This is a genomic window from Mesorhizobium sp. M0408, assembly GCF_040321495.1.
Taxonomy (GTDB): Bacteria; Pseudomonadota; Alphaproteobacteria; order Rhizobiales; family Rhizobiaceae; genus Mesorhizobium.
Genome location: NZ_JAMYRO010000002.1, coordinates 273,890 through 298,129, shown reverse-complemented (window position 1 = coordinate 298,129; position 24,240 = coordinate 273,890). Strand labels below are relative to the sequence as shown.

Sequence of the window (24,240 nt, the reverse complement as noted above, 5' to 3'; positions counted from 1 at the left end):
CATGAGCGACGACAAGGCGATCTGGCCACCAATCGATCCGATCTCGGCCGGCTTGCATGGCCGCTGCCCCCGCTGTGGCGAGGGCAAGCTGTTCTCCGGGTTCCTCACGGTCGATGATCGCTGCTCCAATTGCGGCCTCGATTATTCCTTCGCCGATGCCGGCGACGGGCCGGCGGTGTTCGTTATCCTGATCATCGGCTTTATCGTCGTCGGCCTGGCGTTGTGGATGGAGGTGACGCTCAATCCGCCGCTCTGGCTGCATCTGCTGCTGTGGATTCCGCTGACGCTGGTGCTTTGCCTGGCGGCGCTCCGGCTGATCAAGGGCGTGCTGCTGACGCTGCAATACCGCAACAAGGCGGCCGAGGGCCGGCTGGACCGCGGCGAATGAGCGAGGCATCCGGTTCGGTGGCCGGCCGGTCGCGGCCGAAGCGCGCATTGGCACTCGGCCTGGGTATCGTCGTGTTTTTGATCCTGCTGGCGCTCGGCACCTGGCAGGTTCAGCGCCTGCACTGGAAAGAGGGCCTTCTCCAGACGATAGACCAGCGCACGCATTCGGCGCCTGTGCCATTGGCCGAGCTCGAAAAGCGGTTTGCTGCCGCCGGCGACGTGGACTACACGCCGGTGACAGTGACCGGCACTTTCCTGCATCAAGACGAGCGGCATTTCCTCGCCACCTGGGAAGGCCAGTCCGGTTTCAACGTCTTCACGCCGCTACAGCTCGACGATGGCCGTTTCGTGCTGATCAACCGCGGCTTCGTGCCTTACGATTTCAAGGATCCAGCCAAGCGGCCGCAGGGGCAGGTAACGGGCAAAGTGACGGTGACGGGGCTCGCCCGCAACCCGCTGCCGGCCAAGCCCTCGATGATGCTTCCCGACAATGATCCGCAGAAGAATATCTTCTACTGGAAAGATCGTGACGCGATGGCCTCGAGCGCCGGCCTGCCGACAGGTGCGGCGCTGGTGCCGATCTTCATCGATGCGAACGCCACGCCCAACCCCGGCGGGCTGCCAGTTGGAGGTGTCACCGTCATCGACCTGCCGAACAGCCATCTGCAATATGCGATAACCTGGTACGGCCTTGCCGCCGCCCTTGCCGGCGTCCTGATCTCCTGGCTCCGCCGCCCGGCGAAAGACCAATGATCGCCGCCACTACCCTTGACAGGGCAGGGCCGCGCACCTCATTTCGCGCCTTGAGCTCAGAAGTCATAGTCCGATCAACCGGCCTACAATCAGCGTAAGATGCAATCATGCTTTATACAAAGCCGCCGCTGACCATCCGGCTCTGCCAGCCCCGCGGTTTCTGTGCGGGCGTTGACCGTGCCATCCAGATCGTCGTGCTGGCGCTGAAGAAATACGGCGCGCCGGTCTATGTCCGCCACGAGATCGTGCACAACCGCTACGTCGTCGAAGGGCTGCAAAGCCTTGGCGCGGTGTTCATCGAGGAGCTCTCCGAGATCCCGCCCGAGCATCGCCAGAGCCCGGTCGTCTTTTCGGCGCATGGCGTGCCGAAATCTGTGCCGGCCGACGCCCAGTCCCGCAACCTGTTCTATCTCGACGCGACTTGCCCGCTGGTCTCGAAAGTCCATAAGCAGGCGATGCGCCATCAGCGGCTTGGCCGCCACGTGCTCTTGATCGGCCATGCCGCGCATCCGGAGGTGATCGGCACAATGGGCCAGTTGCCGGACGGCGCGGTCACTCTGATCGAGACCGAGGCCGACGCCGCAAGCTTCGTGCCCGCAGACTCGCAAGCGCTCGGCTTCGTCACCCAGACGACGCTGTCGGTCGAGGACACCGCCGGTATTATCCGCGCCCTGCGGCAGCGTTTTCCCGAGCTGCACGCGCCGGCGGCGGAATCGATCTGTTATGCCACCACCAATCGCCAGGAAGCGGTCAAGGAAACAGCGGCCGGCGCCGATCTCTTCCTGGTTGTCGGCGCACCTAACTCCTCCAACTCGCGGCGCCTGGTCGAAGTGGCCGAGCGCGCCGGCGCCTCGATGTCGCTTCTTGTGCAGCGCGCCTCCGAAATTCCGTGGAATGAGATTGCCGGCATTTCGACGCTCGGCCTGTCGGCGGGCGCCTCGGCGCCGGAGATCATCGTCGACGAGATCGTCGATGCGTTCAGGCAGCGCTTCGACGTGACCATCGAGCTGGCCGTGACGGCGACGGAGACGGAGGACTTTCCGGTGATGCGGGTGTTGCGCGATGTCGAACTGACGGCTGCCGACATGGCCTTCGTCAACGGGGCCGCGTAGCAACGATGGCGGTTTACACCGACGTCAACGAGGGCGAGCTCGGCGCATTCCTCAGGAACTATCCGGTCGGCGACCTCTTGTCCTACAAGGGCATCGCCGAAGGTACCGAAAACTCGAATTTTCTGCTGCACACCAGCAGCGGCTCCTACATCCTGACGCTTTACGAGAAGCGCGTCGACAAGGCTGACCTGCCGTTCTTTCTCGGCCTCATGGCCCACCTCGCCAGAAAGGGCATTTCGTGCCCGCTCCCGGTCACCGCACATGATGGCGGTGTGATCGGAACACTTGCCGGCCGGCCGGCGGTCATCATCACCTTTCTCGAAGGCCTGTCGCTGCGGCGGCCGACGGCTGCGCATTGCGGCGAGGTCGGCAAGGCGCTGGCGGCACTGCATCTCGCCGGCGCGGATTTTCCGATGACCCGCCCCAACGCCCTTGCCATCGATGGCTGGCGCAAGCTGTGGAATGCCGCCCGCGCCCGCGCCGACGAGGTCGAGCCGGGACTGGCTGCCGAGGTCGATGCCGATTTCGCCGATTTCGAGCGGAACTGGCCGAACGGTCTGCCGCGAGGCATCATCCATGCCGATCTTTTCCCGGACAATGTGTTCTTCCTCGGCGAGAAACTGTCCGGGCTGATCGACTTCTATTTCGCCTGCAACGACCTCTACGCCTATGACGTTGCCACGTGCCTGAACGCCTGGTGCTTCGAGAAGGATTTTTCCTTCAATCTGACCAAGGGCACGGCGCTGCTTGCCGGCTACCAAAGCGTGCGGCCGTTGAGCAGTGACGAGAAAGCTGCGCTGCCGATGCTGGCGCGCGGCTCGGCGCTGCGCTTCATGCTGACCCGGCTCTACGACTGGCTGACGGTCCCGGACGGCGGGCTGGTGATGAAACGCGACCCGACCGAGTATATCCGCCGGATGCGCTTCCACCGGGCGATCAACTCTCCTTCCGAATATGGACTGACATGACCAAGCGCGTTGAAATCTTCACCGATGGTGCCTGTTCGGGCAATCCCGGGCCTGGCGGCTGGGGCGCAATCCTGCGCTTCAACGGCGCAATTAAGGAGCTCCATGGCGGCGAGGCTGCCACCACCAACAACCGTATGGAACTGTTGGCGGCCATCTCGGCGCTTAATGCGCTCAAGGAGCCCTGCGCCGTCGATCTTTATACCGACAGCAACTATGTCAAGGACGGTATTTTCAGCTGGATCGACGGCTGGAAGCGCAACGGCTGGAAGACGGCCGCCAGGCAGCCGGTGAAGAATGCCGAGCTGTGGCAGCAGCTCGACGCGGCGCGTAACCGCCATCAGGTCACCTGGCATTGGGTCAAGGGCCATGCCGGCCATCCCGAGAACGAGCGCGCCGACGAATTGGCGCGGCTCGGCATGGCGCCATTCAAGAAAGGCCTCGTCAAGACTGCGGCGCCAGAACCAGGTTCGCAGTCAAAGCAGCCGGCCGCCACAAAGGCGCGGCGCTCGACGCAAAGCTATTGAATTCCGGCTGCGGGTCCGCTCTCTGGCAGGAAAGCTCTTATCATGCCGATTGCATACTACATCACGCATCCCCAGGTTCAGGTCGATGCCAACGTTCCAGTGCCGGAGTGGGGACTGTCCGACATCGGGCGAGCGAGAACATCTGCAATGCTCGATCAGCCGTGGGTTGGGTCGATCCGGCGGATCGTGTCGTCGGGTGAACGCAAGGCGATAGAAACCGCCGAGATACTCGGAAGGCATCTCCGCCTTGCAGTCGAGGTGAGGGAACGGATGCATGAGAATGACCGATCGGCAACCGGTTTCCTGCCGCCATCGGAGTTCGAAGCGGTCGCCGACCAATTCTTCGCCAATCCAAACAGCAGCATTCGTGGATGGGAGCCAGCTATCGAAGCCCAGCGTCGTATTCTAAGCGAGGTAGACACTGTGCTACGCACCGACGCCGCCGTCGACGTTGCTTTCATAGGTCACGGAGGTGTCGGAACGCTCCTGCTGCTCTCTTTGAGCGGTCGGGAAATCAGCCGCGAGGCGGATCAGCCAGCGGGCGGTGGGAACTACTTCGCATACGATATCAGCGCGCGTCGCGTTATCCATGGATGGCAGCCGATCGACAGGCCGACGCAGCGCCGCGACAGTTAATTACCTATCGGATCAGCAGGGCGGTGCCGAACAGTCCGATTGCGAACACCGTGTGCGACACAAGATTGAGGGCGCGGACCTGCATCGGATTGGGCCGCTTCGAAGCGGCCCAGCCGGCGCCCATGCCGGGCGCCAGCAGAAACCAGCCGGCGCCGACGGTGACCATGCTGATGATAAAGGCCGGCAGGAAGGTCGGCGCGGTGAGCCAGGCCGTTCCGGCCAGCACGACCAGTATGAAGCCGTAGACGATGCCGACAGCATAATGAAAGGCCCAGCCAAGTACTGATTCATGCGGGTAGGGCGAGGCCTTGCCAATGTCGTCATGGAAGACCTTGCCTTCCCTGAGATGCCAGACCCAGCGGCCGACCAGCCCCCAGTTCGGCCGCGGTTGAGCAAACGCCTTGCTCAGGAAAATCGCCCAGACATCCATAAGCGCGGTTGCGCCGATGCCGATCGCGACGCTGCGCCAGACGATGTCAGACATAATCGAGGTCCCCAAAAGCAAGCAGTCCCGAAGAGCCGACGCATGGTCCCGAAAACCGGGTCGGCTTTCGGAAGGATCATGCGCCGATGCAAAAGTCAGCGTCCTTTGGACGTTGAGCGCTCGAAGGCGCCCTTTGCCGTGCCTGGCCTAGGCTGTCGCCAGGACGGAAAGCTGTCCGAGAATGTGAGCCGCACCGGATTCGTCGACGCCGGGCTTTGTCTCGACATTGAGTGCGGTGACCTTGCCGTCATCGACGATCATCGAAAAACGCTTCGAGCGTAGCCCCATGCCGCCGCTGGAGAGGTCGGCGTCGAGGCCGACCGATTTGGCGAAATCGCCATTGCCATCGGCAAGATAAAGGATTTTGCCTTCACCGCCGCTGAAGCGGGCCCAAGCCCCCATGACGTGAACATCGTTGACCGAGACAACGGCGATAGTGTCGACGCCGCGCGCCAGGATGGCGTCGTAATTGTCCAGGTAGCCGGGCAGATGATTGTTGCTGCAGGTCGGCGTGAAGGCGCCTGGAACGCCAAACAGCACGACCTTCTTTCCTGAGAATATCTCGCCCGTCGTGATCGGCCTTGCACCGTCGGCGGTCATTGTCTTGAAGGTCGCATCGGGCAGTTTGTCGCCAACGGAGATCGTCATGATGGTCCTCGCTTGGAAATGGAAGGGAGCTCCTTGCGATAGCGAATTAAGGCGCGCCCGGCAACCGTCCAGACGTTGGCATCACGGGAATGGCAACAGGCCTTCGACCGCGCCTGCGGCACTTGTCAGTGTGTAGTGCAGGCCGCCATCGGTTGGCGTTGTCGACGGCCTGTCGAGGATCGGTACAGTAAAGATCAGCTTGCCATCCTTTTCGCTGCGTGCCGGGGCACCGAACATGTAGTCGCGTTCGCCGGCAACGAAGAAGTCGGCGCCCTCGGGGCTGCCCGGAAAGCTCGCTTCGACAATCAGCGTTTCGTGGTCGCCCGGCAGTACGTTTATGCCGAAATCGGGCGTTGCCGTGGCGGGCAGGGTTGCAAGGCCCGCCTTGACCAGTGCCGCATCCTCGGCGTTGTCGGGATCGGCGCCGGGATCGACGGTCAGCCTTGTCTGCACCGGGATGCAGATGGTTTCGCAAATGCCGAGGAAGATGTCCGCATCGATGACGGCCGGTTGGCCGGGCGCGGCAAGCGTGAACGTCACCGGCAACGAAACCGGGTGGTCGTAGCCGGCCCATTTGCCATAGCCGTCATCGTGGCGCTGCGGCGGCGGAAACGAAAGCGTCGCGTCGGCAATGTTGGTGCTGGCCGAGACGTCGATCTGTGGCGGCACGCCCGCATCGCCCGGATCGCGCCAATAGGTTTTCCAGCCGGGCTTCAGCGCAATGTCGAGGACGCCCTGGAGACGTCCGGCCTCGTCGGCTTTGCCGCTTGTTACCAGCCGCACCCTGCCGCCTTCGCTGTTGTACCAGGCCGACGAGGAGGCTGAGGCGGGGAAGCCGGTCGCCGATCCAATGGCCACACCAAGCAGCAGGATTTTCAAGCTTTGCATGGCGATGATTTGATCGTCCGTTGATGGCCGCGCAATGATTTCATGACGCCGCCGGCATCATATTTGCGTGACCTTCGGCTTTTGAGCCTGATCAAATCGGGCGCCGCCCATCTTTTCGACGCCCCGGAAACGCGTTACGCTGTGGCCATGGATTTGTTGCGCCATAAAAGGACGGCCGCAGGACCCGGCTTTCTCGACGATCAGTTCCTGATTGCCATGCCCGGCATGAAGGACGACCGCTTCACGCGCTCCGTCATCTACATTTGCGCGCACAGCGACGAAGGCGCGATGGGGCTGATCATCAACCAGACGCAGCAGATGCTGTTTCCGGACCTGCTCGTGCAACTTGGCATCATGAACGAGCTGGAGGCAATTCGCCTGCCGCCGCCGGCGCGCGACTTCGTCGTGCGCAATGGCGGACCGGTGGATCGCAGCCGCGGCTTCGTTCTGCATTCGGGCGACTACCGGGTGGAATCCTCGCTCGCCGTGTCCGATGATGTCTGTCTCACCGCGACCGTCGACATATTGCGCGCCATCTCCTCCGGCCGCGGACCCCGGCGGGCTCTGATGGCGCTCGGCTATGCCGGCTGGGGTGCAGGCCAGCTTGAAAACGAGATCGTCGAGAATGGCTGGCTGACTTGCCCGGCAAGTGCCGAGCTTCTGTTCGACGCCGACATCGATCGCAAATATGACCGGATCCTCGCCTCGATCGGCATCGATCTCGCGCATCTCAGCCTGGCTGCCGGTCACGCCTGAGCCTCATCACGTCCCCGAAACTTGTCACGCTTGAGTGAGCGGATACTGTTCCTTCAGCGTCTTCAGCACCTGGTCGCCCGGCATCGGCGCGCCGAACATGAAGCTCTGCACGTATTCGCAGCCCATCTGCCGCAACTCCAGCGCATCGCTCTCGTCCGAAATGCCTTCGGCGACAACCGACAGGCCGAGTTCATGCGCCATGTTGACCATGGATTTGAGCAGCACCGCACGTTTCGGCGTCGCGTCGTCGACGAAGCTCTTGTCGATCTTGATAGTGTCGAACGGAAAGCGCGTCAGATAGGCCAGCGATGAATAGCCGGTGCCGAAATCATCCAGCGACAGGCCGATGCCAAGCTGCTTCAACTTGGTCAGCACATGGGCGGTCTGCTCGGGATTGTCCATCACCAGCGATTCGGTGAGTTCGAGCCGGAAGCAGCGCGGTTTCAGGTTGGCTCGCGCGATCACCGAGCGGACGTCGCTGACCAGGTCGCGGCGGATGAGCTGGCGGCTGGACAGATTGACCGAGACCGACAGCGGCGCATCGCCGATCTGCTTTTGCCATCCCGCCAGGTCTTCGGCAGCCTGCTGCATGGCAAACAGCCCAAGCTGCACGATCAGGCCGCAGTTTTCGGCAACCGGAATGAAATCCGCCGGCGGGATCATGCCGCGCCGCGGATGGTCCCAGCGCAGCAGCGCTTCGAAGCCTGCGACGCTGCCGTCCTCCAGCCGCACGATCGGCTGGTAGGCAAGCGTGAATTCGCGTCGTTCGATGGCGCGGCGCAGATCGGACTCGAACTGCAGCCGGTCGGTGCCGACGGTGCGGAAGGCGGGACGGAACGGCTCGATCCGGTCGCCGCCGAAGCGCTTGGCCTGATGCATGGCAAGCTCGGCATCCTTGACCATGTCCTCGGCCGAGGTCTGCGTGGCGGTCCAGGTGATCAGCCCGATCGAGGCCGTCAGCACGATCTCGCGCTTGGCGAAGGTGATCGGGTTGTTGATGGCGTGCTTGATGGCATCGGCAATGGCCGCGATGCGGGCCGGATCCTGCTCCGACAAAAGCATCAGCGCGAACTGGTCGCCGGCAAAGCGCGACAGCGAATCCTTCGGCTTGAGCAGTCGGTGCAGCCGCCGCGCGATAGTCAAAAGGATGGTATCGCCGGCCGAGATGCCGAGCCCGTCATTGACCTGCTTGAACCGGTCTATGTCGATGACGAAGACGGTCGGGCGCACCTTCTCTTCGGTGCGGGCAATCGAAATGATCGCCTCCAGCCGGTTCATGAACAGCTCGCGGTTGGGCAGGCCGGTCAGATTGTCGTGCACGGCGTCATGCAGCAGCCGTTCCTCGGATTTCTTCTGCTCCGTCACGTCGACCATGGTGCCGACGCAGCGGATGACCTCGCCGTCCGAGCCGATCACCGGCCGGGCGCGCAACGAAAACCAGTGATAGTGCCCGTCGGCGCCGCGCAGGCGAAAGTTTTGCGACACCCGGCCGCGCCGGTGCTCGAGCACCACGTCGAGTGTCGTGCGAAACGTGTCGCGGTCGTCGGCATGCAGCACCGGCAGCCAGTTGCGGGCAGGGCCGCCGAGGCTGTTGGGGGCAAGACCGAGCTGAATGCTGACGTCGGGACGAGTGACGACGCGGTCGCGCAGCACGTCCCAGTCCCACACAGTATCGCCCGATCCGGCAACCGCCAGCGCCTGCCGCTCAAGGTCGGAGAACAGGCCCTGATGCAGCGCGCCGCCGGCAAAAGCGTGCTGCATCACGGTGAAGCCGATCAGCAGGATGATGAGGATCAGCCCACCGCCCAGCGCCGGCTGAGCGATATCGTTGTCCAGCATGCCGGTGATTGCCATCCACGATCCGCATAGCCACAGCAGAACCATCACCCAACTGGGCACCAGCATGATGGCGCGGTCGTAACCGCGGATACCGAGGAAGATGATCAGGCCGAGCCCGGTCAGCGCGGTGGCGGCGAAGGACAGCCTGGCAATGCCGGCGGCAACCGCCGGATCGATGATGGCGACACCGGCGATCAGCACCAGCCCGAGAATCCAGACCAGTGCGCCGTAGCTGAAATGGCCGTGCCACCGGTTGAGGTTGAGATAGGCAAACAGGAACACCACGAAGGTCGCCGCGAGCGCCACCTCCGTTCCGGCGCGCCACATCTGCTCATTGCCCGGTGAGATCTCTATGATCTTGTTGAGAAAGCCGAAATCGACGCAGATATAGGCAAGCACCGCCCAGGCTAGGGCCGCCGTTGCCGGGAACATCGAGGTCCCCTTGACGACGAAAAGAATGGTCAGGAACAGCGCCAGCAGGCCGGCGATGCCGATGACGATGCCACGAAACAGCGTGTAGGAATTGACCGAGTCCTTGTAGGATTCAGGATCCCACAGATAGACCTGCGGCAGCTTGGGCGAGGCGAGCTCGGCGATGAAGGTAATCACCGTTCCGGGGTTCAACGTCACCCGGAACACGTCGGCGTCGGGGCTGGTCTGACGGTCGAGCGCAAAGCCTTCGCTGGGCGTGATCGCAGCGATACGGGTCGAGCCGAGATCCGGCCAGAACAGGCCGGAATTCACCAGCCGGAAATGCGGTGCGACAATCAGCCTGTCGAGCTGCTGGTCGGTGGTATTAGCGAGCGCGAACACCGCCCAGTCACCGGTCGAGCGCGCATCATTTGCCTCGACCTCGATGCGCCGCACGATGCCGTCCGGGCCTGGCGCGGTCGACACCTGAAAATTCTCGCCCTGGTTCCGGTAGATCGAGACGGCCCCCGAAAGATCGAGCGCAACGTCGTCGCGGGCGATCTTGATCGGTTCTACGGCAAACGCCGAGGATGCCGCGCAGAGCGTGACGATTGCCGCCAGCATAAAGGCAAGCAGCGACCCCTTGCGCAGAAAATTCGTCAAAATCAGTCCTTTGTTCCAACGCCCGGCGGATCGTCCGCGATTCGGGCGTATAGGTAATGGTCCTGCCAGATGCCGTTGATCCTGAGATAGGATCGTAGCAGTCCTTCGCGCCGGAATCCGGCTTTTTCAAGCACGCGGATCGACCGGGCGTTGTCGGGAATACAGGCAGCTTCGATCCGGTGCAATCGCAGCGTTTCGAAGGCGAAACGCGTCACCACCTTGACGGCATCGGTCATCAGGCCGCGTCCGCTGAAGCGCTCGCCGATCCAGTAGCCGATATGGCCGCTTTGGGCGACCCCGTGGCGGATATTGCCGAGGGTGATACCGCCGGCCAGCCTGCCGCTGCTTTTCTCGAAGATGAAGAAGGCGATCGCCGTCCCCTGCGCGTAGTCCTCGCGGTAGCGCCCGATACGATGCCGCCACGCCGTGCGGTCGAGTTCGTCAGGGGTCCATCGCGGCTCCCACGGCTCAAGAAAAGCGCGGCTTTCACTGCGCAGCACCGACCACTCGCGATAGTCGTTGGTCAGCGGTACGCGCAGCGTGACAAGCTCGCCCTTCAGTGCCGGCAGGTCGCGGCGAAAGAAAGGGAGCGCGAACACGACGCTCGAATAGGCTTAGACGGCAAGCTTACGGGCAGTGGTCTGCGTGCCCGAAAGCGAATCGAGGATTGCCTCATAGGGCGCGAGCGTACCCACCGGCCCGACGGCTGTAAGCGTCGGCTTGGTCGAAAAAAGCCGGGACGACAGATCCGTCAGCCGCTCGACAGTCAACGCCGCCAGCCGCTCCATCAGCTCTTCCTTGGCGATCGGCCTGCCGAACAGAAGCAACTGCCTGGCGATCTGGGAGGCGCGGCTGGCCGGGCTCTCGGCCGACATGATCAGCCCGGCGCGGTATTGGGCACGCGCCCGGTCAAGCTCCTCCTGCAGGATGTTTTCACCGGCCTTTTGCAGCTCGTCAATGATCACAGGCACCAGCTCGGCAATATCGCTTTGTCCGGTCGCCGCATGGACCCCGAAGACGCCGGTGTCGGAAAAACCCCAATGGAAGGCATAGACCGAATAGCACAGGCCGCGTTTTTCGCGGACTTCCTGGAAAAGTCGCGACGACATGCCGCCGCCCAGGATCATCGACAGGACCTGGGAGGCATAGAAATCGCGGACGTGATAGGCGCGGCCCTCGAAACCCAGCACGATCTGGGCGTCCATCAGGTCGCGGTCCTCGCGAAAATCGCCGCCGACATACTGCGCATATTGCGGGATGGTGCCGTCGGCCTTGCCGCGGAAGCTGCCGAGACGCTTTTCGACTTCCCGCACGAAATCGTCGTGCTTGATATCGCCGGCCGCCACCATCACCATGTTCTCGGCACCGTACTGTCGTTCGATGAAGTCGTGCAGCTGCTTCGAAGTGAAGGATTTGACGGTTTCCGGCGTGCCAAGAATCGAGCGGCCGATAGTCTGGTGGCGGAAGGCGGTCTCGGTAAAGTGATCGAAAACGACGTCGTCGGGCGTATCGTGCGCGGCGCCGATCTCCTGCAGAATCACATGCTGCTCTCGTTCCAACTCCTGCGGATCGAATTCGGATTCCTGCAGGATGTCGGAAAGGATATCGACGGCCAGCGGCACGTCGTCGCTCAGAACCCTTGCATAATAGGAGGTCGTCTCGACGCTGGTGGCGGCATTGATCTCGCCGCCGACGTCCTCGATCTCCGAGGCAATCTCGAAGGCGCTTCGCCGCCTGGTGCCCTTGAAAGCCATGTGCTCGAGCAAGTGCGCCATTCCGTGCTCTTCGTCACGCTCGTTGCGTGCGCCCGACTTGACCCAGGCGCCAAGGGCAACAGATTCGAGGCTTGGAAGGGTTTCGGTGGCGACTGTCAGGCCGTTCGACAGACGGCTTACCTCAACACCCATATGGCAATTACTCCCTAACGCGCCGCCCGCGTGTGGCGGCCGAGATAATCTTCCACCATTTTCAGGTCGGATGGAAGTACCGTGTATTTTTCCTCGGCGCTCATCAACCCGCCTAGCCATGCAGGCAGGGCAGGCGACACGCCGCTGGCGGCTTCGACGGCGGCGGGAAACTTTGCCGGGTGCGCAGTGCCCAGCACCACCATCGGCACCTCACCCGCAGCCTTGCCGGCGGCCACATGCACGGCCGCGGCCGTATGCGGGTCGAGCAGATAGCCGCTCGCCGCAAGTGTGGTGCGGATGGTGGCGGCGACCTCGTCCATGGTGGCGCGGCCGGCGTCGAATTCGGAGCGGATCCTGGCGATTTCCCCGGCCTCGATGGTGAAGGCGCCGGACTGCTTGAGCCCGTCCATGTAGCGCCGCACGGTCGAGGCATCGCGGCCGGACGCCTCGAACAGCAAGCGTTCGAAGTTCGAAGACACCTGGATGTCCATCGAGGGCGACGTGGTCGAAAAGACCCCCTTCATGCGGTATTCGCCGGTCGCCAGCGTGCGCGCCAGAATATCGTTGTCGTTGGTGGCGATGATCAGCCGTTCGATCGGCAGCCCCATCTTCTTGGCGGCATAGCCGGCGAAGATGTCGCCGAAATTGCCGGTCGGCACGGTGAAGGAAACCGGCCTGTCGGGCGCGCCGAGCGACAGGCCGGACGAGAAATAATAGACGATCTGGGCCATGATGCGGGCCCAGTTGATCGAGTTGACGCCGGACAGCGATACCCGGTCGCGAAAACCGTGGTCGTTGAACATGGCCTTTACCAGGCCCTGGCAGTCGTCGAAATTGCCTTCGATCGCCAACGCATGGACGTTTGCGGCGGTCGAGGTCGTCATCTGCCGCTGCTGTACCGGCGAGACGCGGCCGTGCGGGAAAAGCACGAAGATGTCGGTGCGGTTGCGCCCGGCAAAGGCATCGATGGCGGCCCCTCCGGTGTCGCCGGAGGTGGCACCGACAATGGTGGCGCGCTGGTCGCGCTCGGCCAGCACATGGTCCATCAGCCGCGCAAGAAGCTGCATCGCCACGTCCTTGAACGCGAGCGTCGGGCCGTGGAACAGCTCGAGCACGAAGCTGTTCGGCCCGGTCTGCACGAGCGGGCAGACGGCCTCATGGCGGAAGGTCGCATAGGCTTCGCGCACCAGCCGTTCGAACACCGGCGCCGCGATCTCGCCGCCGAGGAACGGCGACAGCACACGGATGGCAAGATCGGGATAGGCAAGGCCGCGCATGGCGCGGATCTCGGCTGCGGAAAAATGCGGCCAGGCGCTCGGCAGGTAGAGCCCGCCGTCGCGCGCCAGTCCGGCCAGCACCGCGTCGGAAAATCCAAGCGCGGGCGCTTCCCCGCGGGTACTCACATATTGCATCGTCACGTTTCCATTGCTGCCGGGAATTTTCGCCCGCCGCGAGGTGGTGGATTTCTGCGCAGGCTCAGTCGCATTTTTGCCGCGCGGTTGATATACGTCACCGGCTTTGCGAGAGGGAAGTGCAGTTCATGGCGTTTCATTCATTCAACGGTCGTTTTGTCGCGGGTCTGGCGCTCGCCGGCTTTATGCTTGCCGCCGCAGGTTGCCAATCGAGCGACAATGGAATTCTCGGCTTCGGCAAAAAGGATACGACACCGCCACCGCCACCCGATCCCAAGGTGCTTTCCAGCCAGCTGCAGGCCTATTGCCCGAAAGTGACGTTGCGTGACGGCACTGCCTTCTTCAATACCTACGCCAAGAGCGGTCCGAAGCCGAAGAAAAAAACCGATGTTGCCGCCGAGGAAGCCGCCCAGCCGGCAGCGGACGCGGCTGGCGCCGATCAGCCGGACGATTCCGCCAAGATCATCTATCAGGCTTCGATCACCGATGTGACCCGCGACTGCAGCCGCGCCAACGGCTCCTTGTCGATGAAGATAGCCGTCGCCGGCAAGGTCGTGCCTGGCCCGATGTTCACCCCCGGCACCATCACCATGCCGATCCGCATCGCGGTGATGCACGGCACCGAAGTTCTCTATTCGCAGCTTCACTCCTATCAGGTCCAGGTTACCGATCCTTCGAGTGCCACGCAGTTCGTCTTCACCGATTCCAACGTCGTCGTTCCGGAGCCGACGGCGAAGGACTACCAGGCATATGCCGGGTATGACGAGGGCGCTCCGAAAGTAGCGACAGACAAGCCGAGGAAGAAGAAAGCCGCCGCGACCAACTGAGCCGCTGCATTCGCGCCACGGCGGTTGGAGGCGGCCTCTCAGGCGTCCGCCGACCATTCCGACAGCGCGGCGATCACGCTTTTCAGTTCCGCCCAGCGGCGGATGACCGTTTCCGCGCCGGCCTCGGTCAGCGCATCGGCGTGGCCGGGATAGCTGTGCGCCGCGCCGGTGAAGCCGATGACGCGCATTCCCGCCGTCTTGGCGCCGGTGACGCCATGCACCGAATCCTCGATGACAAAGGTGTTCGCAGGATCGGCCTTGAGCTTTTCCGCGGCGAACCGAAACACGTCCGGCGCCGGCTTGGATTTCCCGGTCGGGGTTTCCAGCGAGGAAAAGATACGGCCGGCAAAGAACGGCAAAAGCTGCACCTTCTCCAGCATGAATTCGATTCGCTCCGAACGCGAATTCGAACAGACGCAGCGCGGCACTGCTACCGCGGCGACAGCCTCGTGCGCCCCGTCGATGGCACGCACGTCGCTGCGCAGCCGACGATCGACCAGCTGTTCCTCCTTGTCGATCAGCGAGGCCTGGAACGGGATCCGGGACTTTTCCTCGACCCGCATCATGATGTCCTTGAAAGTCAACCCGGCATAGACCTCGGAAATCTCCTCGGCCGATATCTCGTAGCCGGCCGAGGTCAACAGCTCGGCATCGATCCGCGCGGCGATGATTTCGGAATCGACGAGCACGCCGTCGCAATCGAAGATGACAAGGTCTGGCTGGGGCATGGTGATCCGGAAAGCGGGATGAGGGGAATGCCGAGGGCCCTTTGGTCCAAACGGCTCAGGCGGCGCGGCATACACCAACAGGCCGGGCTTCGCAAATTCGGCGGGCTGCTTCACTGAATATTTACGCTGATCGGTAACCATAACGGACAGTAAACAGTAACGCGTGCCTTGGGTGTCACAATGTCTGCCGTGCGTCTTCTCGACGAGCTTTCCGATGCTCCCCAGCAATCCGAGTGGCTGGATACGATCCTGAAGGGCGACTGCGTCGCCGCGCTCGAACGGCTGCCGGAAAAGTCGATCGACGTGATCTTCGCCGATCCGCCCTATAATTTGCAGCTCGATGGCGATCTGCACCGGCCCGACCAATCCAAGGTCGATGCCGTCGACGACCATTGGGACCAGTTCGACAGTTTTGAGGCCTACGACGCCTTCACCCGCGCCTGGCTGCTGGCGGCGCGCCGTGTGTTGAAGCCCAACGGCACGATCTGGGTTATCGGCTCCTACCACAATATTTTCAGGGTCGGGGCAAAGATGCAGGACCTGGGCTTCTGGATCCTCAACGACGTCGTCTGGCGCAAGACCAATCCAATGCCCAATTTCCGTGGCCGCCGTTTCCAGAACGCGCATGAGACGATGATCTGGGCATCGCGCGACCAGAAGGGCAAGGGCTACACTTTCAACTACGAGGCGCTGAAGGCATCGAACGACGACGTCCAGATGCGCTCGGACTGGCTGTTTCCGATCTGCACCGGCGGCGAGCGCCTGAAGAACGACAATGGTGACAAATTGCATCCGACGCAGAAGCCGGAAGCGTTGCTTGCCCGCGTCATGACGGCATCGACCAGGCCGGGCGACATCGTGCTCGACCCGTTCTTCGGTTCAGGAACCACCGGGGCTGTGGCCAAGCGGCTTGGCCGCCACTTCGTCGGCATCGAGCGCGAACAAACCTATATCGATGCCGCCATGGAACGTATCGATGCGGTCCGGCCGCTGGAAGGCGCCAATTTGACGGTACTGACCGGCAAGCGCGCTGAGCCGCGCGTCGCCTTCGTCACGCTTCTCGACAATGGCCTGGTGGCGCCAGGCGCCACGCTTTACGACGCCAAGAAGCGCTGGGCGGCAAAAGTGCGCGCCGACGGCACGCTGGCGATCGGCGACAGTGCCGGGTCGATCCACAAGATCGGCGCCGAGGTGCAGGGGCTGGACGCCTGCAACGGATGGACCTTCTGGCATTATGAGCGCAGCGGCGGCCTGACCCCGATCGACGAGCTTCGCCGCATTGCTCGGCTAGGCATGGAGCGGGCGGGCGCCTGACGGCTTCCGAGTTGCGACAGATCGGTTAATGCGAAGGCTCAACCAACTCCTGGAACCGATTCAAATCACACTTTGATCCCAAGGCGCTCAAGGTCCGCCCTGAGCGTCTTTGCATCGGTGAACAGCACCGACTGCCAGCCCGCCGCCTTGGCGCCGTCGACGTTCTTCTGGCTGTCGTCGATGAACAGCGTCGCTGACGGTTCGAGGCTGAACGCGGCGACGTGGTGGTCATAGATGGCGCGATCCGGCTTGATCTGGCGGATGTCGCCGGAAACGGTGACGCCGCGCGGCCGATTGAGGAAATCGAAGCGCTCGCGGGCCTCGGCGAGCGTATCCGCAGCGAAATTGGTGAGCATCGTCACGTCATGGCCGCTGTCGATCAGGCCGATCATGATGGCGACGCTGTCCTCATAGGCGTGAGGCACCATCTCGTGCCAGTGCCGGCGGAAATTGCGGATATTTTCGGCGTGCTCGGGATATTGCGCGATCGCCAGCGCTTCGGCCTCTTCCCAACTGCGGCCGCGATCCTGCTCGATGTTCCAATCATGCGTGCAGACATTGTCGAAGAACCATTTCCGTTCGTCGGGATCGGGGATCAAGCGACTGAAGGGCAGGTCCGGATCATAGTGGATCAGCACTTTGCCGATGTCGAAAACGATGTGGCGGATTTCAGTCATTCTTCTCTCTTTCAACGCGGCCGCTGCTTTTTCGTCGCGCCCGGCATCGCCGCTTCGATTACCTTTTTCATGACGCTCGGCAGCGCTTCCCCGGAAATTTCATGGGCCAGCGACCAGAAATGCCCGACCGGGGCGGCAACGTCGGTCTCCGCCTTGAACACGTCGAGTTCAAGCGCAAAATGGGTAAAGATATGGCCGATGCGTCCGGCCTGCTGCCAGTTGCCGGGGAGCGGGGCCGCCGCTTCCGTGGTGGCGCCGTCTATGCGCGCCGTCCAGCCGGTCGTCGGCACCTCAGTCATGCCGCCGAGCAGGCCTTTGTCCGCGCGCTTGCGCAGAAGGATGGCGCCGTCGCACCTGACGGCAACGAAGGCGGCACCGCGGCGTAAGGGTCTTTCGGCCTTGGGCAGGCGGACCGGAAAGCGTTCGGGGTCGCCCGAGATCGTGGCGCTGCAGTCCACGCGAACGGGGCACAGAATGCAGCGGGGCCGGCGCGGCGTGCAGATCGTCGCGCCCAGGTCCATCATCGCCTGCGCGAAGTCGCCGGGCCTTGTCAGGGGAACCATGCGTTCGACCTGGCCGCGTATCTCGCCCTTGGCTTCGCCCAGCGGCGTGGCGATCGAAAACAGCCGTGAGACGACCCGTTCGACATTGCCGTCGACGACCGCGGCTGGTCGGTCGAAGGCGATCGCTGCGATCGCCGCCGCCGTATAGGCGCCGATGCCGGGCAGTTCCTTCAAGCCGGACTCGCTGTCCGGAAAGCGGCCGCCTTGCCGCGCGACGAGATCGGCACAGGCTTTGAGGTTACGGGCGCGGGAATAATAGCCGAGCCCGGCCCAGGCCTTCATGACGTCTTGGGTCGGTGCCGCCGCCAGCGCCTGGACCGTTGGCCATTTCTGCATGAACGCCTGAAAATAGGATTTTACCGCCTCGACCGTGGTTTGCTGCAGCATCACCTCGGAAAGCCAGACCAGATAGGGATCGGGCCGCGCCCCGCCCGCCAGCGCGCGCGGCGAAACGCGCCAGGGCAGGTCGCGGTGATGCGCGTCGTACCAGGCAAGCAGCCGGGAGGCGATCTCGACATTGTCTCCGGATACGGCCTTGCGGGTCTGGTCGTGCAGTGCCATTGATCGAGGGTCGGCCCTAATCCATTGGTGCTGAAGCTGGAGAACGCACATGGCAGGGAAAAGGCCCTTCGGCAATCCCGTTCCGGTGAGCGATCTCGCAACCGAGATCCTCGACCCGGTGCTGCGCAAGCGGGCCGGTATGTCGATCGGACTGGTCCAGTCATGGGAAGAAATTGCCGGGCCGCGGCTTGCCGGCCGCTCGCGCCCGGAAAAGATCCAGTGGCCGCGCCGCATGCATGAGGACGATCCTTTCGAACCGGCGGTGCTGGTGATTGCCTGCGAGGGTGTAGCGGCACTGCATCTGCAGCACGAGACCGGCGAGATCATCAACCGGGTCAATGCCTTCCTCGGTTTCAATGCGATCGGCCGGATCAGGATCGTGCAGAAGCCGGTAATGGCGGGCAAGGACAAGCCGAAACCCAGTTTGCGGCCGCTGACTGCGGCCGAGAAAGCGAAGCTGTCGGGCACCGTTGGTTTGATCGAGGACGGCGGGCTGCGCGCCTCGCTGGAGCGGCTTGGCGCCACCATTCTCGGTCAAAAGAAACCGTGATCTCGCGCTATCGTGATGGTATGCCCGGATTTGGCGATTGGAATAGGGGCGGTAATGCCTTAATTCGCGCCAACTCTCGCTTTTTGTAGACTTTGCATTGCAAAATCCAACTATTGCCAGGTGATTCGTATGATCCGTTCCTTGTCCCGCAGAAACCTTTTGACTTCGCTGGCCGCAATACCAGCGGTGGCGCTGCTTGCCGCCTGCAGCGACTCGGGCGAGAAAGCCGAGGCGCAGGATGTGAAGCCTGCGGCTCCGGAACCTGCGAAGCCGGCCGCTCCGGCCGCCGCGGCGGCGCCGGAGGCTCAGGGCACGGTCGATATGGCGGCACTGCTGAAGCCCGGCGCATTGCCCGACATGCAGCTCGGCAAGGACGATGCAAAGGTCACTATCGTCGAATATGCATCGATGACCTGCCCGCATTGCGCGCATTTCGCCGAGACCACTTTTCCGGAGCTGAAGACGAAATATATCGACACCGGCAAGGCCCGTTACATACTGCGCGAGTTTCCGTTCGATCCCAGCGCCGAGGCCGGTTTCATGCTGGCGCGCTGCTCCAAGGACAACTATTTCCCGATGGTCGACGTACTGTTCAGGCAGCAGGCGAACTGGGTTGGTGTGAACAATACCAAGGACGCACTGCTGCAAATCGCCAAGCTTGCCGGTTTTACACAGGAGTCCTTCGAGGCCTGCTTGACGGACCAGAAACTTCTGGACGATGTGAGATCTGTCCAGAAGCGCGGCGCCGACGAATTCAAGGTCGATTCCACACCGACCTTTTTCATCAACGGAAAGACCTACAAAGGGGCGATGTCGATTGCGGAAATGTCGGCCATCATCGACCCTCTGCTCTGACGTTTCGGCAGCGCCGAAGCGGCGTAGCTTCGGCGTGCGCACTTCTTTGTCTTGCCGCGGGTTCTCCTTGCAAAACCGCGGCACAGTTTTGCGAAACTTGGCTATGGGCCGGCGCGAATGAAGTTCTCGCGCCTTCGCCTCCTCGGCTTCAAATCCTTCGTCGAACCCGGCGAGTTCGTCATCGAACGCGGTCTGACCGGCATCGTCGGGCCGAACGGCTGCGGCAAGTCGAACCTGGTCGAGGCGCTGCGCTGGGTCATGGGCGAAAGCTCCTACAAGAACATGCGTGCGTCCGGCATGGACGACGTCATCTTTTCCGGCTCGGGAACGCGTCCGGCCCGCAACACCGCCGAAGTCACGCTGTTCCTCGACAATAGCGACCGCACCGCGCCGTCCGCCTTCAACGACGCCGACGAATTGCAGGTCTCGCGCCGCATCGAGCGCGAGGCCGGCTCGCTCTACCGCATCAACGGCAAGGAGGCTCGCGCCAAGGACGTTCAGCTGCTGTTCGCTGACCAGTCGACCGGCGCCCGCTCGCCCTCGATGGTCGGCCAGGGCCGCATCGGCGAGCTGATCCAGGCAAAGCCGCAGGCGCGCCGCGCGCTGCTGGAGGAGGCGGCCGGCATTTCCGGCTTGCACACACGGCGCCACGAAGCCGAGCTGCGGCTGAAGGCGGCGGAACAGAACCTCGAAAGGCTGGACGACGTCGTCGGCGAGCTGGAGGGTCAGATCGAAAGCCTGAAACGCCAGGCCCGCCAGGCCTCGCGCTTCAAGAACCTGTCGGCCGACATCCGCAAGGCCGAAGCGACGCTGCTGCATCTGCGCTGGACGCTGGCCAAGACGCAGGAAGGCGAAGCGCGTTCGGCGCTGGCGATTGCCACCGCGCTGGTCGGCGACCGTGCCGCCGCCCAGATGGCTGCCGCCAGGGAACAAGGCATCAACGCCCACCGGCTGCCGGACCTGCGCGATGCGGAAGCCGCTGCCGCCGCCGCCTTCCAGCGTCTATCGATCGCCAAGGCGCAGATCGAGGAAGAGGCAGGCCGCATCCGCGCCCGCCAGGCTGAGCTCGACCGCCGACTGCAACAGCTCGATGGCGACCTTGCCCGCGAGGAGCGCATGGTCCGCGACAATGCGGATATCCTCGAACGCCTCGCCGCCGAAGAAGCCGCGCTCAACGCCGAAAACGCCGGCGCCGCCGAGCGCGAGGCCAGCACCCGCGCGGCTTTCGAGCAGGCGGCATCGACGCTTGCCTCGAGCGAGGCCAGGCTCGCCGCGCTGACCGCCGAACGGGCGGAGGCTGCCGCCTCGCGCAACCAGATCGAACGGACGCTGCGCGACACCGCTGAGCGCCGCGACCGCTTTGCCCGCCAGCTTGCCGATGTCGACCGCGAACTGTCGGAGATCGTCTCCAGAGTCGCCGGCCTGCCCGATCCCGCCGAGAAGCGGCTGCTGGTCGATCAGGCGCTGGCGCTGCTCGAAGAGGCTGAGGCAGCCGCCATTGCCGCCGAACAGGCGGTCGCCGAGGCGCGTGCAGGCGAAAGTGCTGGCCGCCCACCGGTTCAGGACGCAAAGGCCGAGCTGGCGCGGATCGAAACCGAGGCCCGCACGCTGGCCAAGATCCTCAACGCCGCCAGCGGCGATCTATTTCCCTCGGTGCTGGAGCAGATCAGCGTCGAGCGCGGCTACGAGACGGCGCTGGGTGCCGCGCTTGGCGAAGATCTCGACGTGCCGCTCGACCGCAGTGCGCCGGTACATTGGGGCCAGAGCGAAATCCAGCCTGCCGACGCCGCATTGCCCGAAGGCATAAGGAGCCTCGCCAGCGTTGTGCGTGCGCCGGCACAGCTGGCCCGCAGGCTGGCCCAGATCGGCATTGTCGAAGCCGCCGACGGAAGACGGCTGCAGACGCTGCTTGCTCCCGGTCAACGGCTAGTCAGCCGCGAAGGCGCGCTCTGGCGTTGGGACGGCTTCACCGCCAGCGCCGATGCCCCGACCGCCGCCGCGCAGCGGCTGGCGCAGAAAAACCGGCTGGCCGAGCTCGATGCCGAAGCAGTCCATGCCACGCGCACCCTGCGCGAAGCTGAACAAGCCCTTGCCCAGGCCGAACAGGCGCTTGCCCAGGCGAGCGAGGCCGAACGCAACGCCCGACAGGCCGGGCGCGACGCCCAGCACGGGCTCGACGCTGCCCGCAATACGCTGGCCGAGGCCGAAAAAGCCGGCGGCGAGCTGTCGAGCCGGCGTGCAGCACTTGACGAGGCGCGCGCACGCATTGTCGACAGCCATGAGGAAACGGCGGCGGCATTCGTCGAGGCGGAAATGCTGCTGCAGGACGCGCCCGATCTCGGCGATCTGCAATTGCAGCTCGAGCAGTCGGCCGCCAACGTCGCCCGCGACCGCGCCGCCCTTGCCGATGCGCGTGCCGTTCACGAGGGCCTGAGGCGGGAAGCCGAGGCACGTGCGCGCCGGCTCGACGCCATCAGCGTTGAACGGCGCAACTGGGTCGAGCGCGCCGAAAACGCCTCGACGCAGATCGCGGCGCTCGGCGAACGCAAGGCAGAGGCCGAGGCCGAGCGCGAGCAACTGGCCGACGCTCCCGACGAGATTGACGCCAAGCGGCGCGCCCTGCTGTCGCAGCTCGCCGAGGCCGAAAGCCTGCGCAAGGCAGCGGGCGACCGCTTGCAGGAAGCGGAGAACCGGCAGTCCGAGCTGGACAAGGCTGCGACTGCTGCCATCCAGTCGCTGGCCGAGGCGCGCGAATCCCGCGTTCGCGCCGAAGAGCGGCTGACCGCCGCCGACGAGCGTCGGCTGGAAGTCGAGGCGCGCATCCAGGAAACGCTGAACACGCCGCCGCATCTGGTGATCCGCCACACCGGCCTCGAATCCGACAGCCCGATGCCCGAAATGGCCGAGATCGAGCGTCAGCTCGACCGGCTGAAGGTCGAACGCGAACGGCTCGGTGCCGTCAATCTGCGCGCCGAGGAGGAGCAGAAGGAACTGTCGGACCGGCTGGAGACCATCGTCTCCGAGCGCGACGACATCATCGAGGCGATCCGCAAGCTGCGGCAGGCGATCCATAGCCTGAACCGCGAAGGCCGCGAGCGGCTGCTCGCCGCCTTCGAGGTGGTCAACGGCCATTTTCAACGGTTGTTTTCGCACCTGTTCGGCGGCGGCACCGCCGAGCTGCAACTGATCGAGTCCGACGATCCGCTCGAAGCGGGGCTCGAGATCCTGGCGCGCCCGCCCGGCAAGAAGCCGCAGACGATGACGCTGCTGTCCGGCGGCGAGCAGGCGTTGACGGCGATGTCGCTGATCTTCGCCGTGTTCCTGACCAACCCGGCGCCGATCTGCGTGCTCGACGAAGTCGACGCGCCGCTCGACGACCACAATGTCGAGCGTTTCTGCAATCTGATGGACGAAATGGCCGCAACGACCGAAACGCGCTTCGTCATCATCACACACAACCCGATCACCATGGCGCGCATGGACCGGCTGTTTGGGGTGACCATGGCCGAACAAGGCGTCAGCCAACTGGTGTCGGTTGACCTGCAGGCGGCCGAAGCCATGCGCGAGGCAAGCTGACGCATCAGCTTAATGGTGGTCTCCACCTCGGCTTTCGACTATAGCACGACAAAATGGGCCGGATCTGCCGCTCCAGATACCGGCCCGGCTATGCGCGTGGAGAAGCTTGTTGCCTATACTTGTCACCGGAGCCGCGGGATTCATTGGCAGCCACGTTTGCCACCATCTGCTCGACCGGGGAGAAGCGGTCGTCGGCGTCGACAACATGAACGACTATTACGACCTGGCGCTCAAAAAGGGGCGGCTTGCCCGCCTTCTGCCCCATAAGGATTTTTCGTTCCACCAGATCGATATTGCCGAACAGGGCGCGCTTGCAGCCGCTTTGGCCGGGCAAGGCATCGTTAGGATCGTGCACCTTGCCGCGCAGGCGGGCGTGCGCCACTCACTCGACAATCCGCGGCTCTATATCCGCTCCAATGTCATGGGCCACCTCGAAGTGCTCGAATTCTGTCGCGCCGAACCGGCATTCGAGCATCTGGTCTATGCCTCGTCGAGCTCGGTGTATGGCGGCAACCGCAGCGTGCCGTTCAGCGAAGCCGATCAGGTCGACAAGCCCGTTTCGCTTTACGCTGCCACCAAGAAAACCGATGAGTTGATGAGCCACACCTACGCCCATCTGTTCGGCATACCGCAGACCGGCCTGCGGTTTTTCACGGTCTACGGTCCCTGGGGCCGTCCCGACATGGCCTATTGGATGTTCACCCAGGCGATGCTCGAGGGCAAACCGATCCGGGTCTTCAACAATGGCGAAATGTGGCGCGATTTCACCTACATAGACGATGTTGTGAAGGCGGTTGTCGCCGTGCTCGACAAGCCGCCGGCGGCTGACGTTCCGCCGAACAGGCTCTACAATGTCGGCAACAACCGGCCGGTGCGTCTGGGCGACTTCATCGACATTCTGGAAAGGCTGCTCAAGGTCAAGGCAATCCGCCACAACGAGCCGATGCAGGCAAGCGACGTCGAGAAGACTTACGCCGACATGACCGCGCTGGAGCGGGATTTCGGCTTCAGGCCTAGCGTTTCGATAGAGGACGGGCTGAAGAAGTTTGTTGACTGGTACCGGCCGTACTCGAAGCAGTGATTTGCATCGCTCGCCGTGACGCCTTCAAGCGTGACACCTGGAGTGGGGCGCAAGTCGGTCCGCAAAAGCATCGTTTTGTCCTAACATCCTGTTAACCACATGCTCGCTGAAAAGTATCCG

23 protein-coding genes are annotated in these 24,240 nt (G+C 63.4%); 13 read left to right on the top strand and 10 right to left on the bottom strand.

Translation table 11 applies throughout. The annotated features are described in order from the left end of the window. Position 1 precedes the first annotated feature (1 nt). The 6 genes from NKI67_RS03570 to NKI67_RS03545 all read left to right on the top strand — a co-directional run bounded on the left by NKI67_RS03570 (position 2) and on the right by NKI67_RS03545 (position 4,380). Entirely contained in the window at positions 2 to 388 is a 387-nt protein-coding gene (locus NKI67_RS03570; RefSeq protein WP_031211059.1) for a DUF983 domain-containing protein, read from the top strand. Next, positions 385 to 1,140, top strand: a complete 756-nt coding sequence (locus tag NKI67_RS03565; RefSeq protein ID WP_023674139.1) for an SURF1 family protein — start codon at positions 385 to 387, stop codon at positions 1,138 to 1,140. The genes NKI67_RS03570 and NKI67_RS03565 overlap by 4 nt, the downstream gene beginning before the upstream one ends. A gap of 107 nt (positions 1,141 to 1,247) precedes the next feature. After that, positions 1,248 to 2,252 (top strand): 4-hydroxy-3-methylbut-2-enyl diphosphate reductase, encoded by a 1,005-nt coding sequence (gene ispH / locus NKI67_RS03560; protein WP_023674140.1) that lies wholly within the window; start codon positions 1,248 to 1,250, stop codon positions 2,250 to 2,252. Between the two features lie 5 nt (positions 2,253 to 2,257). Further along, positions 2,258 to 3,220: a homoserine kinase gene (locus NKI67_RS03555; RefSeq protein WP_023674141.1), complete on the top strand. Its 963-nt coding sequence runs from the start codon at positions 2,258 to 2,260 to the stop codon at positions 3,218 to 3,220. Next, positions 3,217 to 3,744, top strand: a complete 528-nt coding sequence (rnhA, locus tag NKI67_RS03550; RefSeq protein WP_023674142.1) for a ribonuclease HI — start codon at positions 3,217 to 3,219, stop codon at positions 3,742 to 3,744. Before NKI67_RS03555 ends, rnhA begins: the two co-directional genes overlap by 4 nt. 42 nt (positions 3,745 to 3,786) lie before the next feature. Beyond that, positions 3,787 to 4,380, top strand: a complete 594-nt coding sequence (locus tag NKI67_RS03545; protein ID WP_031211060.1) for a histidine phosphatase family protein — start codon at positions 3,787 to 3,789, stop codon at positions 4,378 to 4,380. Between the two features lie 4 nt (positions 4,381 to 4,384). Here NKI67_RS03545 and NKI67_RS03540 read toward each other — a convergent pair whose 3' ends face one another. The 3 genes from NKI67_RS03540 to NKI67_RS03530 all read right to left on the bottom strand — a co-directional run bounded on the left by NKI67_RS03540 (position 4,385) and on the right by NKI67_RS03530 (position 6,400). Continuing rightward, positions 4,385 to 4,864 (bottom strand): DUF2938 domain-containing protein, encoded by a 480-nt coding sequence (locus NKI67_RS03540; protein ID WP_023674144.1) that lies wholly within the window; start codon positions 4,862 to 4,864, stop codon positions 4,385 to 4,387. Between the two features lie 147 nt (positions 4,865 to 5,011). Beyond that, positions 5,012 to 5,512 (bottom strand): peroxiredoxin, encoded by a 501-nt coding sequence (locus NKI67_RS03535; RefSeq protein WP_023674145.1) that lies wholly within the window; start codon positions 5,510 to 5,512, stop codon positions 5,012 to 5,014. Between the two features lie 81 nt (positions 5,513 to 5,593). Then, on the bottom strand, positions 5,594 to 6,400 hold the full coding sequence (locus tag NKI67_RS03530; RefSeq protein WP_023674146.1) for a protein-disulfide reductase DsbD domain-containing protein: 807 nt from the start codon (positions 6,398 to 6,400) through the stop codon (positions 5,594 to 5,596). A 147-nt stretch (positions 6,401 to 6,547) separates the two neighbouring features. On the opposite strand from NKI67_RS03530, the gene NKI67_RS03525 reads away from it, so the two are divergent. Then, a complete protein-coding gene (locus NKI67_RS03525; RefSeq protein WP_031211061.1) occupies positions 6,548 to 7,156 on the top strand; it encodes a YqgE/AlgH family protein in 609 nt (202 codons plus the stop codon). 24 nt (positions 7,157 to 7,180) lie between these two features. On the opposite strand, the gene NKI67_RS03520 is transcribed toward NKI67_RS03525, so the two are convergent. The 4 genes from NKI67_RS03520 to thrC are packed head-to-tail and all read right to left on the bottom strand — an operon-like array spanning position 7,181 to position 13,388. Continuing rightward, complete coding sequence (locus NKI67_RS03520; RefSeq protein ID WP_023674148.1) at positions 7,181 to 10,069, bottom strand: EAL domain-containing protein; 2,889 nt, start codon at positions 10,067 to 10,069, stop codon at positions 7,181 to 7,183. A 2-nt stretch (positions 10,070 to 10,071) separates the two neighbouring features. Then, positions 10,072 to 10,668, bottom strand: a complete 597-nt coding sequence (locus tag NKI67_RS03515) for a GNAT family N-acetyltransferase (RefSeq protein ID WP_023674149.1) — start codon at positions 10,666 to 10,668, stop codon at positions 10,072 to 10,074. A gap of 15 nt (positions 10,669 to 10,683) precedes the next feature. Continuing rightward, positions 10,684 to 11,976, bottom strand: a complete 1,293-nt coding sequence (locus NKI67_RS03510) for a M16 family metallopeptidase (RefSeq protein WP_023674150.1) — start codon at positions 11,974 to 11,976, stop codon at positions 10,684 to 10,686. Between the two features lie 14 nt (positions 11,977 to 11,990). Next, positions 11,991 to 13,388: a threonine synthase gene (gene thrC / locus NKI67_RS03505; RefSeq protein WP_023674151.1), complete on the bottom strand. Its 1,398-nt coding sequence runs from the start codon at positions 13,386 to 13,388 to the stop codon at positions 11,991 to 11,993. Positions 13,389 to 13,516: 128 nt separating this feature from the next. Between thrC and NKI67_RS03500 the strand changes: the two genes are divergently transcribed. After that, positions 13,517 to 14,215 (top strand): hypothetical protein, encoded by a 699-nt coding sequence (locus NKI67_RS03500; RefSeq protein ID WP_023674152.1) that lies wholly within the window; start codon positions 13,517 to 13,519, stop codon positions 14,213 to 14,215. 38 nt (positions 14,216 to 14,253) lie between these two features. Here NKI67_RS03500 and NKI67_RS03495 read toward each other — a convergent pair whose 3' ends face one another. Then, a complete protein-coding gene (locus tag NKI67_RS03495; RefSeq protein ID WP_023674153.1) occupies positions 14,254 to 14,943 on the bottom strand; it encodes an HAD family hydrolase in 690 nt (229 codons plus the stop codon). A gap of 180 nt (positions 14,944 to 15,123) precedes the next feature. On the opposite strand from NKI67_RS03495, the gene NKI67_RS03490 reads away from it, so the two are divergent. After that, positions 15,124 to 16,257, top strand: coding sequence for a site-specific DNA-methyltransferase (locus NKI67_RS03490; protein WP_023674154.1), 1,134 nt, complete (start codon positions 15,124 to 15,126; stop codon positions 16,255 to 16,257). A gap of 65 nt (positions 16,258 to 16,322) precedes the next feature. On the opposite strand, the gene NKI67_RS03485 is transcribed toward NKI67_RS03490, so the two are convergent. After that, positions 16,323 to 16,934 carry an HAD family hydrolase gene (locus tag NKI67_RS03485; protein WP_023674155.1) on the bottom strand — a complete coding sequence of 204 codons (612 nt, stop codon included), beginning with the start codon at positions 16,932 to 16,934 and terminating at the stop codon, positions 16,323 to 16,325. Positions 16,935 to 16,945: 11 nt separating this feature from the next. Beyond that, positions 16,946 to 18,058 (bottom strand): A/G-specific adenine glycosylase, encoded by a 1,113-nt coding sequence (gene mutY, locus NKI67_RS03480; protein WP_023674156.1) that lies wholly within the window; start codon positions 18,056 to 18,058, stop codon positions 16,946 to 16,948. Positions 18,059 to 18,107: 49 nt separating this feature from the next. Between mutY and NKI67_RS03475 the strand changes: the two genes are divergently transcribed. The 4 genes from NKI67_RS03475 (at position 18,108) to NKI67_RS03460 (ending at position 24,120) form a co-directional block, all read left to right on the top strand. After that, on the top strand, positions 18,108 to 18,608 hold the full coding sequence (locus NKI67_RS03475) for a DUF721 domain-containing protein (RefSeq protein WP_023674157.1): 501 nt from the start codon (positions 18,108 to 18,110) through the stop codon (positions 18,606 to 18,608). A gap of 129 nt (positions 18,609 to 18,737) precedes the next feature. Continuing rightward, a complete protein-coding gene (locus tag NKI67_RS03470) occupies positions 18,738 to 19,463 on the top strand; it encodes a DsbA family protein (RefSeq protein ID WP_023674158.1) in 726 nt (241 codons plus the stop codon). A 117-nt stretch (positions 19,464 to 19,580) separates the two neighbouring features. Then, positions 19,581 to 23,039, top strand: coding sequence for a chromosome segregation protein SMC (gene smc, locus NKI67_RS03465; RefSeq protein ID WP_023674159.1), 3,459 nt, complete (start codon positions 19,581 to 19,583; stop codon positions 23,037 to 23,039). Between the two features lie 109 nt (positions 23,040 to 23,148). Next, positions 23,149 to 24,120 (top strand): NAD-dependent epimerase/dehydratase family protein, encoded by a 972-nt coding sequence (locus tag NKI67_RS03460; protein ID WP_031211063.1) that lies wholly within the window; start codon positions 23,149 to 23,151, stop codon positions 24,118 to 24,120. Positions 24,121 to 24,240 lie beyond the last annotated feature (120 nt).

What these genes read in the sequence shown, in the direction of transcription:
- NKI67_RS03570 (WP_031211059.1), top strand. Translation starts at nt 2, where the DNA reads ATGAGCGACGACAAGGCGATCTGGCCACCAATCGATCCGATCTCGGCC.
- NKI67_RS03565 (WP_023674139.1), top strand. Translation starts at nt 385, where the DNA reads ATGAGCGAGGCATCCGGTTCGGTGGCCGGCCGGTCGCGGCCGAAGCGC.
- ispH (WP_023674140.1), top strand. Translation starts at nt 1,248, where the DNA reads ATGCTTTATACAAAGCCGCCGCTGACCATCCGGCTCTGCCAGCCCCGC.
- NKI67_RS03555 (WP_023674141.1), top strand. Translation starts at nt 2,258, where the DNA reads ATGGCGGTTTACACCGACGTCAACGAGGGCGAGCTCGGCGCATTCCTC.
- rnhA (WP_023674142.1), top strand. Translation starts at nt 3,217, where the DNA reads ATGACCAAGCGCGTTGAAATCTTCACCGATGGTGCCTGTTCGGGCAAT.
- NKI67_RS03545 (WP_031211060.1), top strand. Translation starts at nt 3,787, where the DNA reads ATGCCGATTGCATACTACATCACGCATCCCCAGGTTCAGGTCGATGCC.
- NKI67_RS03540 (WP_023674144.1), bottom strand. Translation starts at nt 4,864, where the DNA reads ATGTCTGACATCGTCTGGCGCAGCGTCGCGATCGGCATCGGCGCAACC.
- NKI67_RS03535 (WP_023674145.1), bottom strand. Translation starts at nt 5,512, where the DNA reads ATGACGATCTCCGTTGGCGACAAACTGCCCGATGCGACCTTCAAGACA.
- NKI67_RS03530 (WP_023674146.1), bottom strand. Translation starts at nt 6,400, where the DNA reads ATGCAAAGCTTGAAAATCCTGCTGCTTGGTGTGGCCATTGGATCGGCG.
- NKI67_RS03525 (WP_031211061.1), top strand. Translation starts at nt 6,548, where the DNA reads ATGGATTTGTTGCGCCATAAAAGGACGGCCGCAGGACCCGGCTTTCTC.
- NKI67_RS03510 (WP_023674150.1), bottom strand. Translation starts at nt 11,976, where the DNA reads ATGGGTGTTGAGGTAAGCCGTCTGTCGAACGGCCTGACAGTCGCCACC.
- thrC (WP_023674151.1), bottom strand. Translation starts at nt 13,388, where the DNA reads ATGCAATATGTGAGTACCCGCGGGGAAGCGCCCGCGCTTGGATTTTCC.
- NKI67_RS03500 (WP_023674152.1), top strand. Translation starts at nt 13,517, where the DNA reads ATGGCGTTTCATTCATTCAACGGTCGTTTTGTCGCGGGTCTGGCGCTC.
- NKI67_RS03495 (WP_023674153.1), bottom strand. Translation starts at nt 14,943, where the DNA reads ATGCCCCAGCCAGACCTTGTCATCTTCGATTGCGACGGCGTGCTCGTC.
- NKI67_RS03490 (WP_023674154.1), top strand. Translation starts at nt 15,124, where the DNA reads ATGTCTGCCGTGCGTCTTCTCGACGAGCTTTCCGATGCTCCCCAGCAA.
- NKI67_RS03485 (WP_023674155.1), bottom strand. Translation starts at nt 16,934, where the DNA reads ATGACTGAAATCCGCCACATCGTTTTCGACATCGGCAAAGTGCTGATC.
- mutY (WP_023674156.1), bottom strand. Translation starts at nt 18,058, where the DNA reads ATGGCACTGCACGACCAGACCCGCAAGGCCGTATCCGGAGACAATGTC.
- NKI67_RS03475 (WP_023674157.1), top strand. Translation starts at nt 18,108, where the DNA reads ATGGCAGGGAAAAGGCCCTTCGGCAATCCCGTTCCGGTGAGCGATCTC.
- NKI67_RS03470 (WP_023674158.1), top strand. Translation starts at nt 18,738, where the DNA reads ATGATCCGTTCCTTGTCCCGCAGAAACCTTTTGACTTCGCTGGCCGCA.
- smc (WP_023674159.1), top strand. Translation starts at nt 19,581, where the DNA reads ATGAAGTTCTCGCGCCTTCGCCTCCTCGGCTTCAAATCCTTCGTCGAA.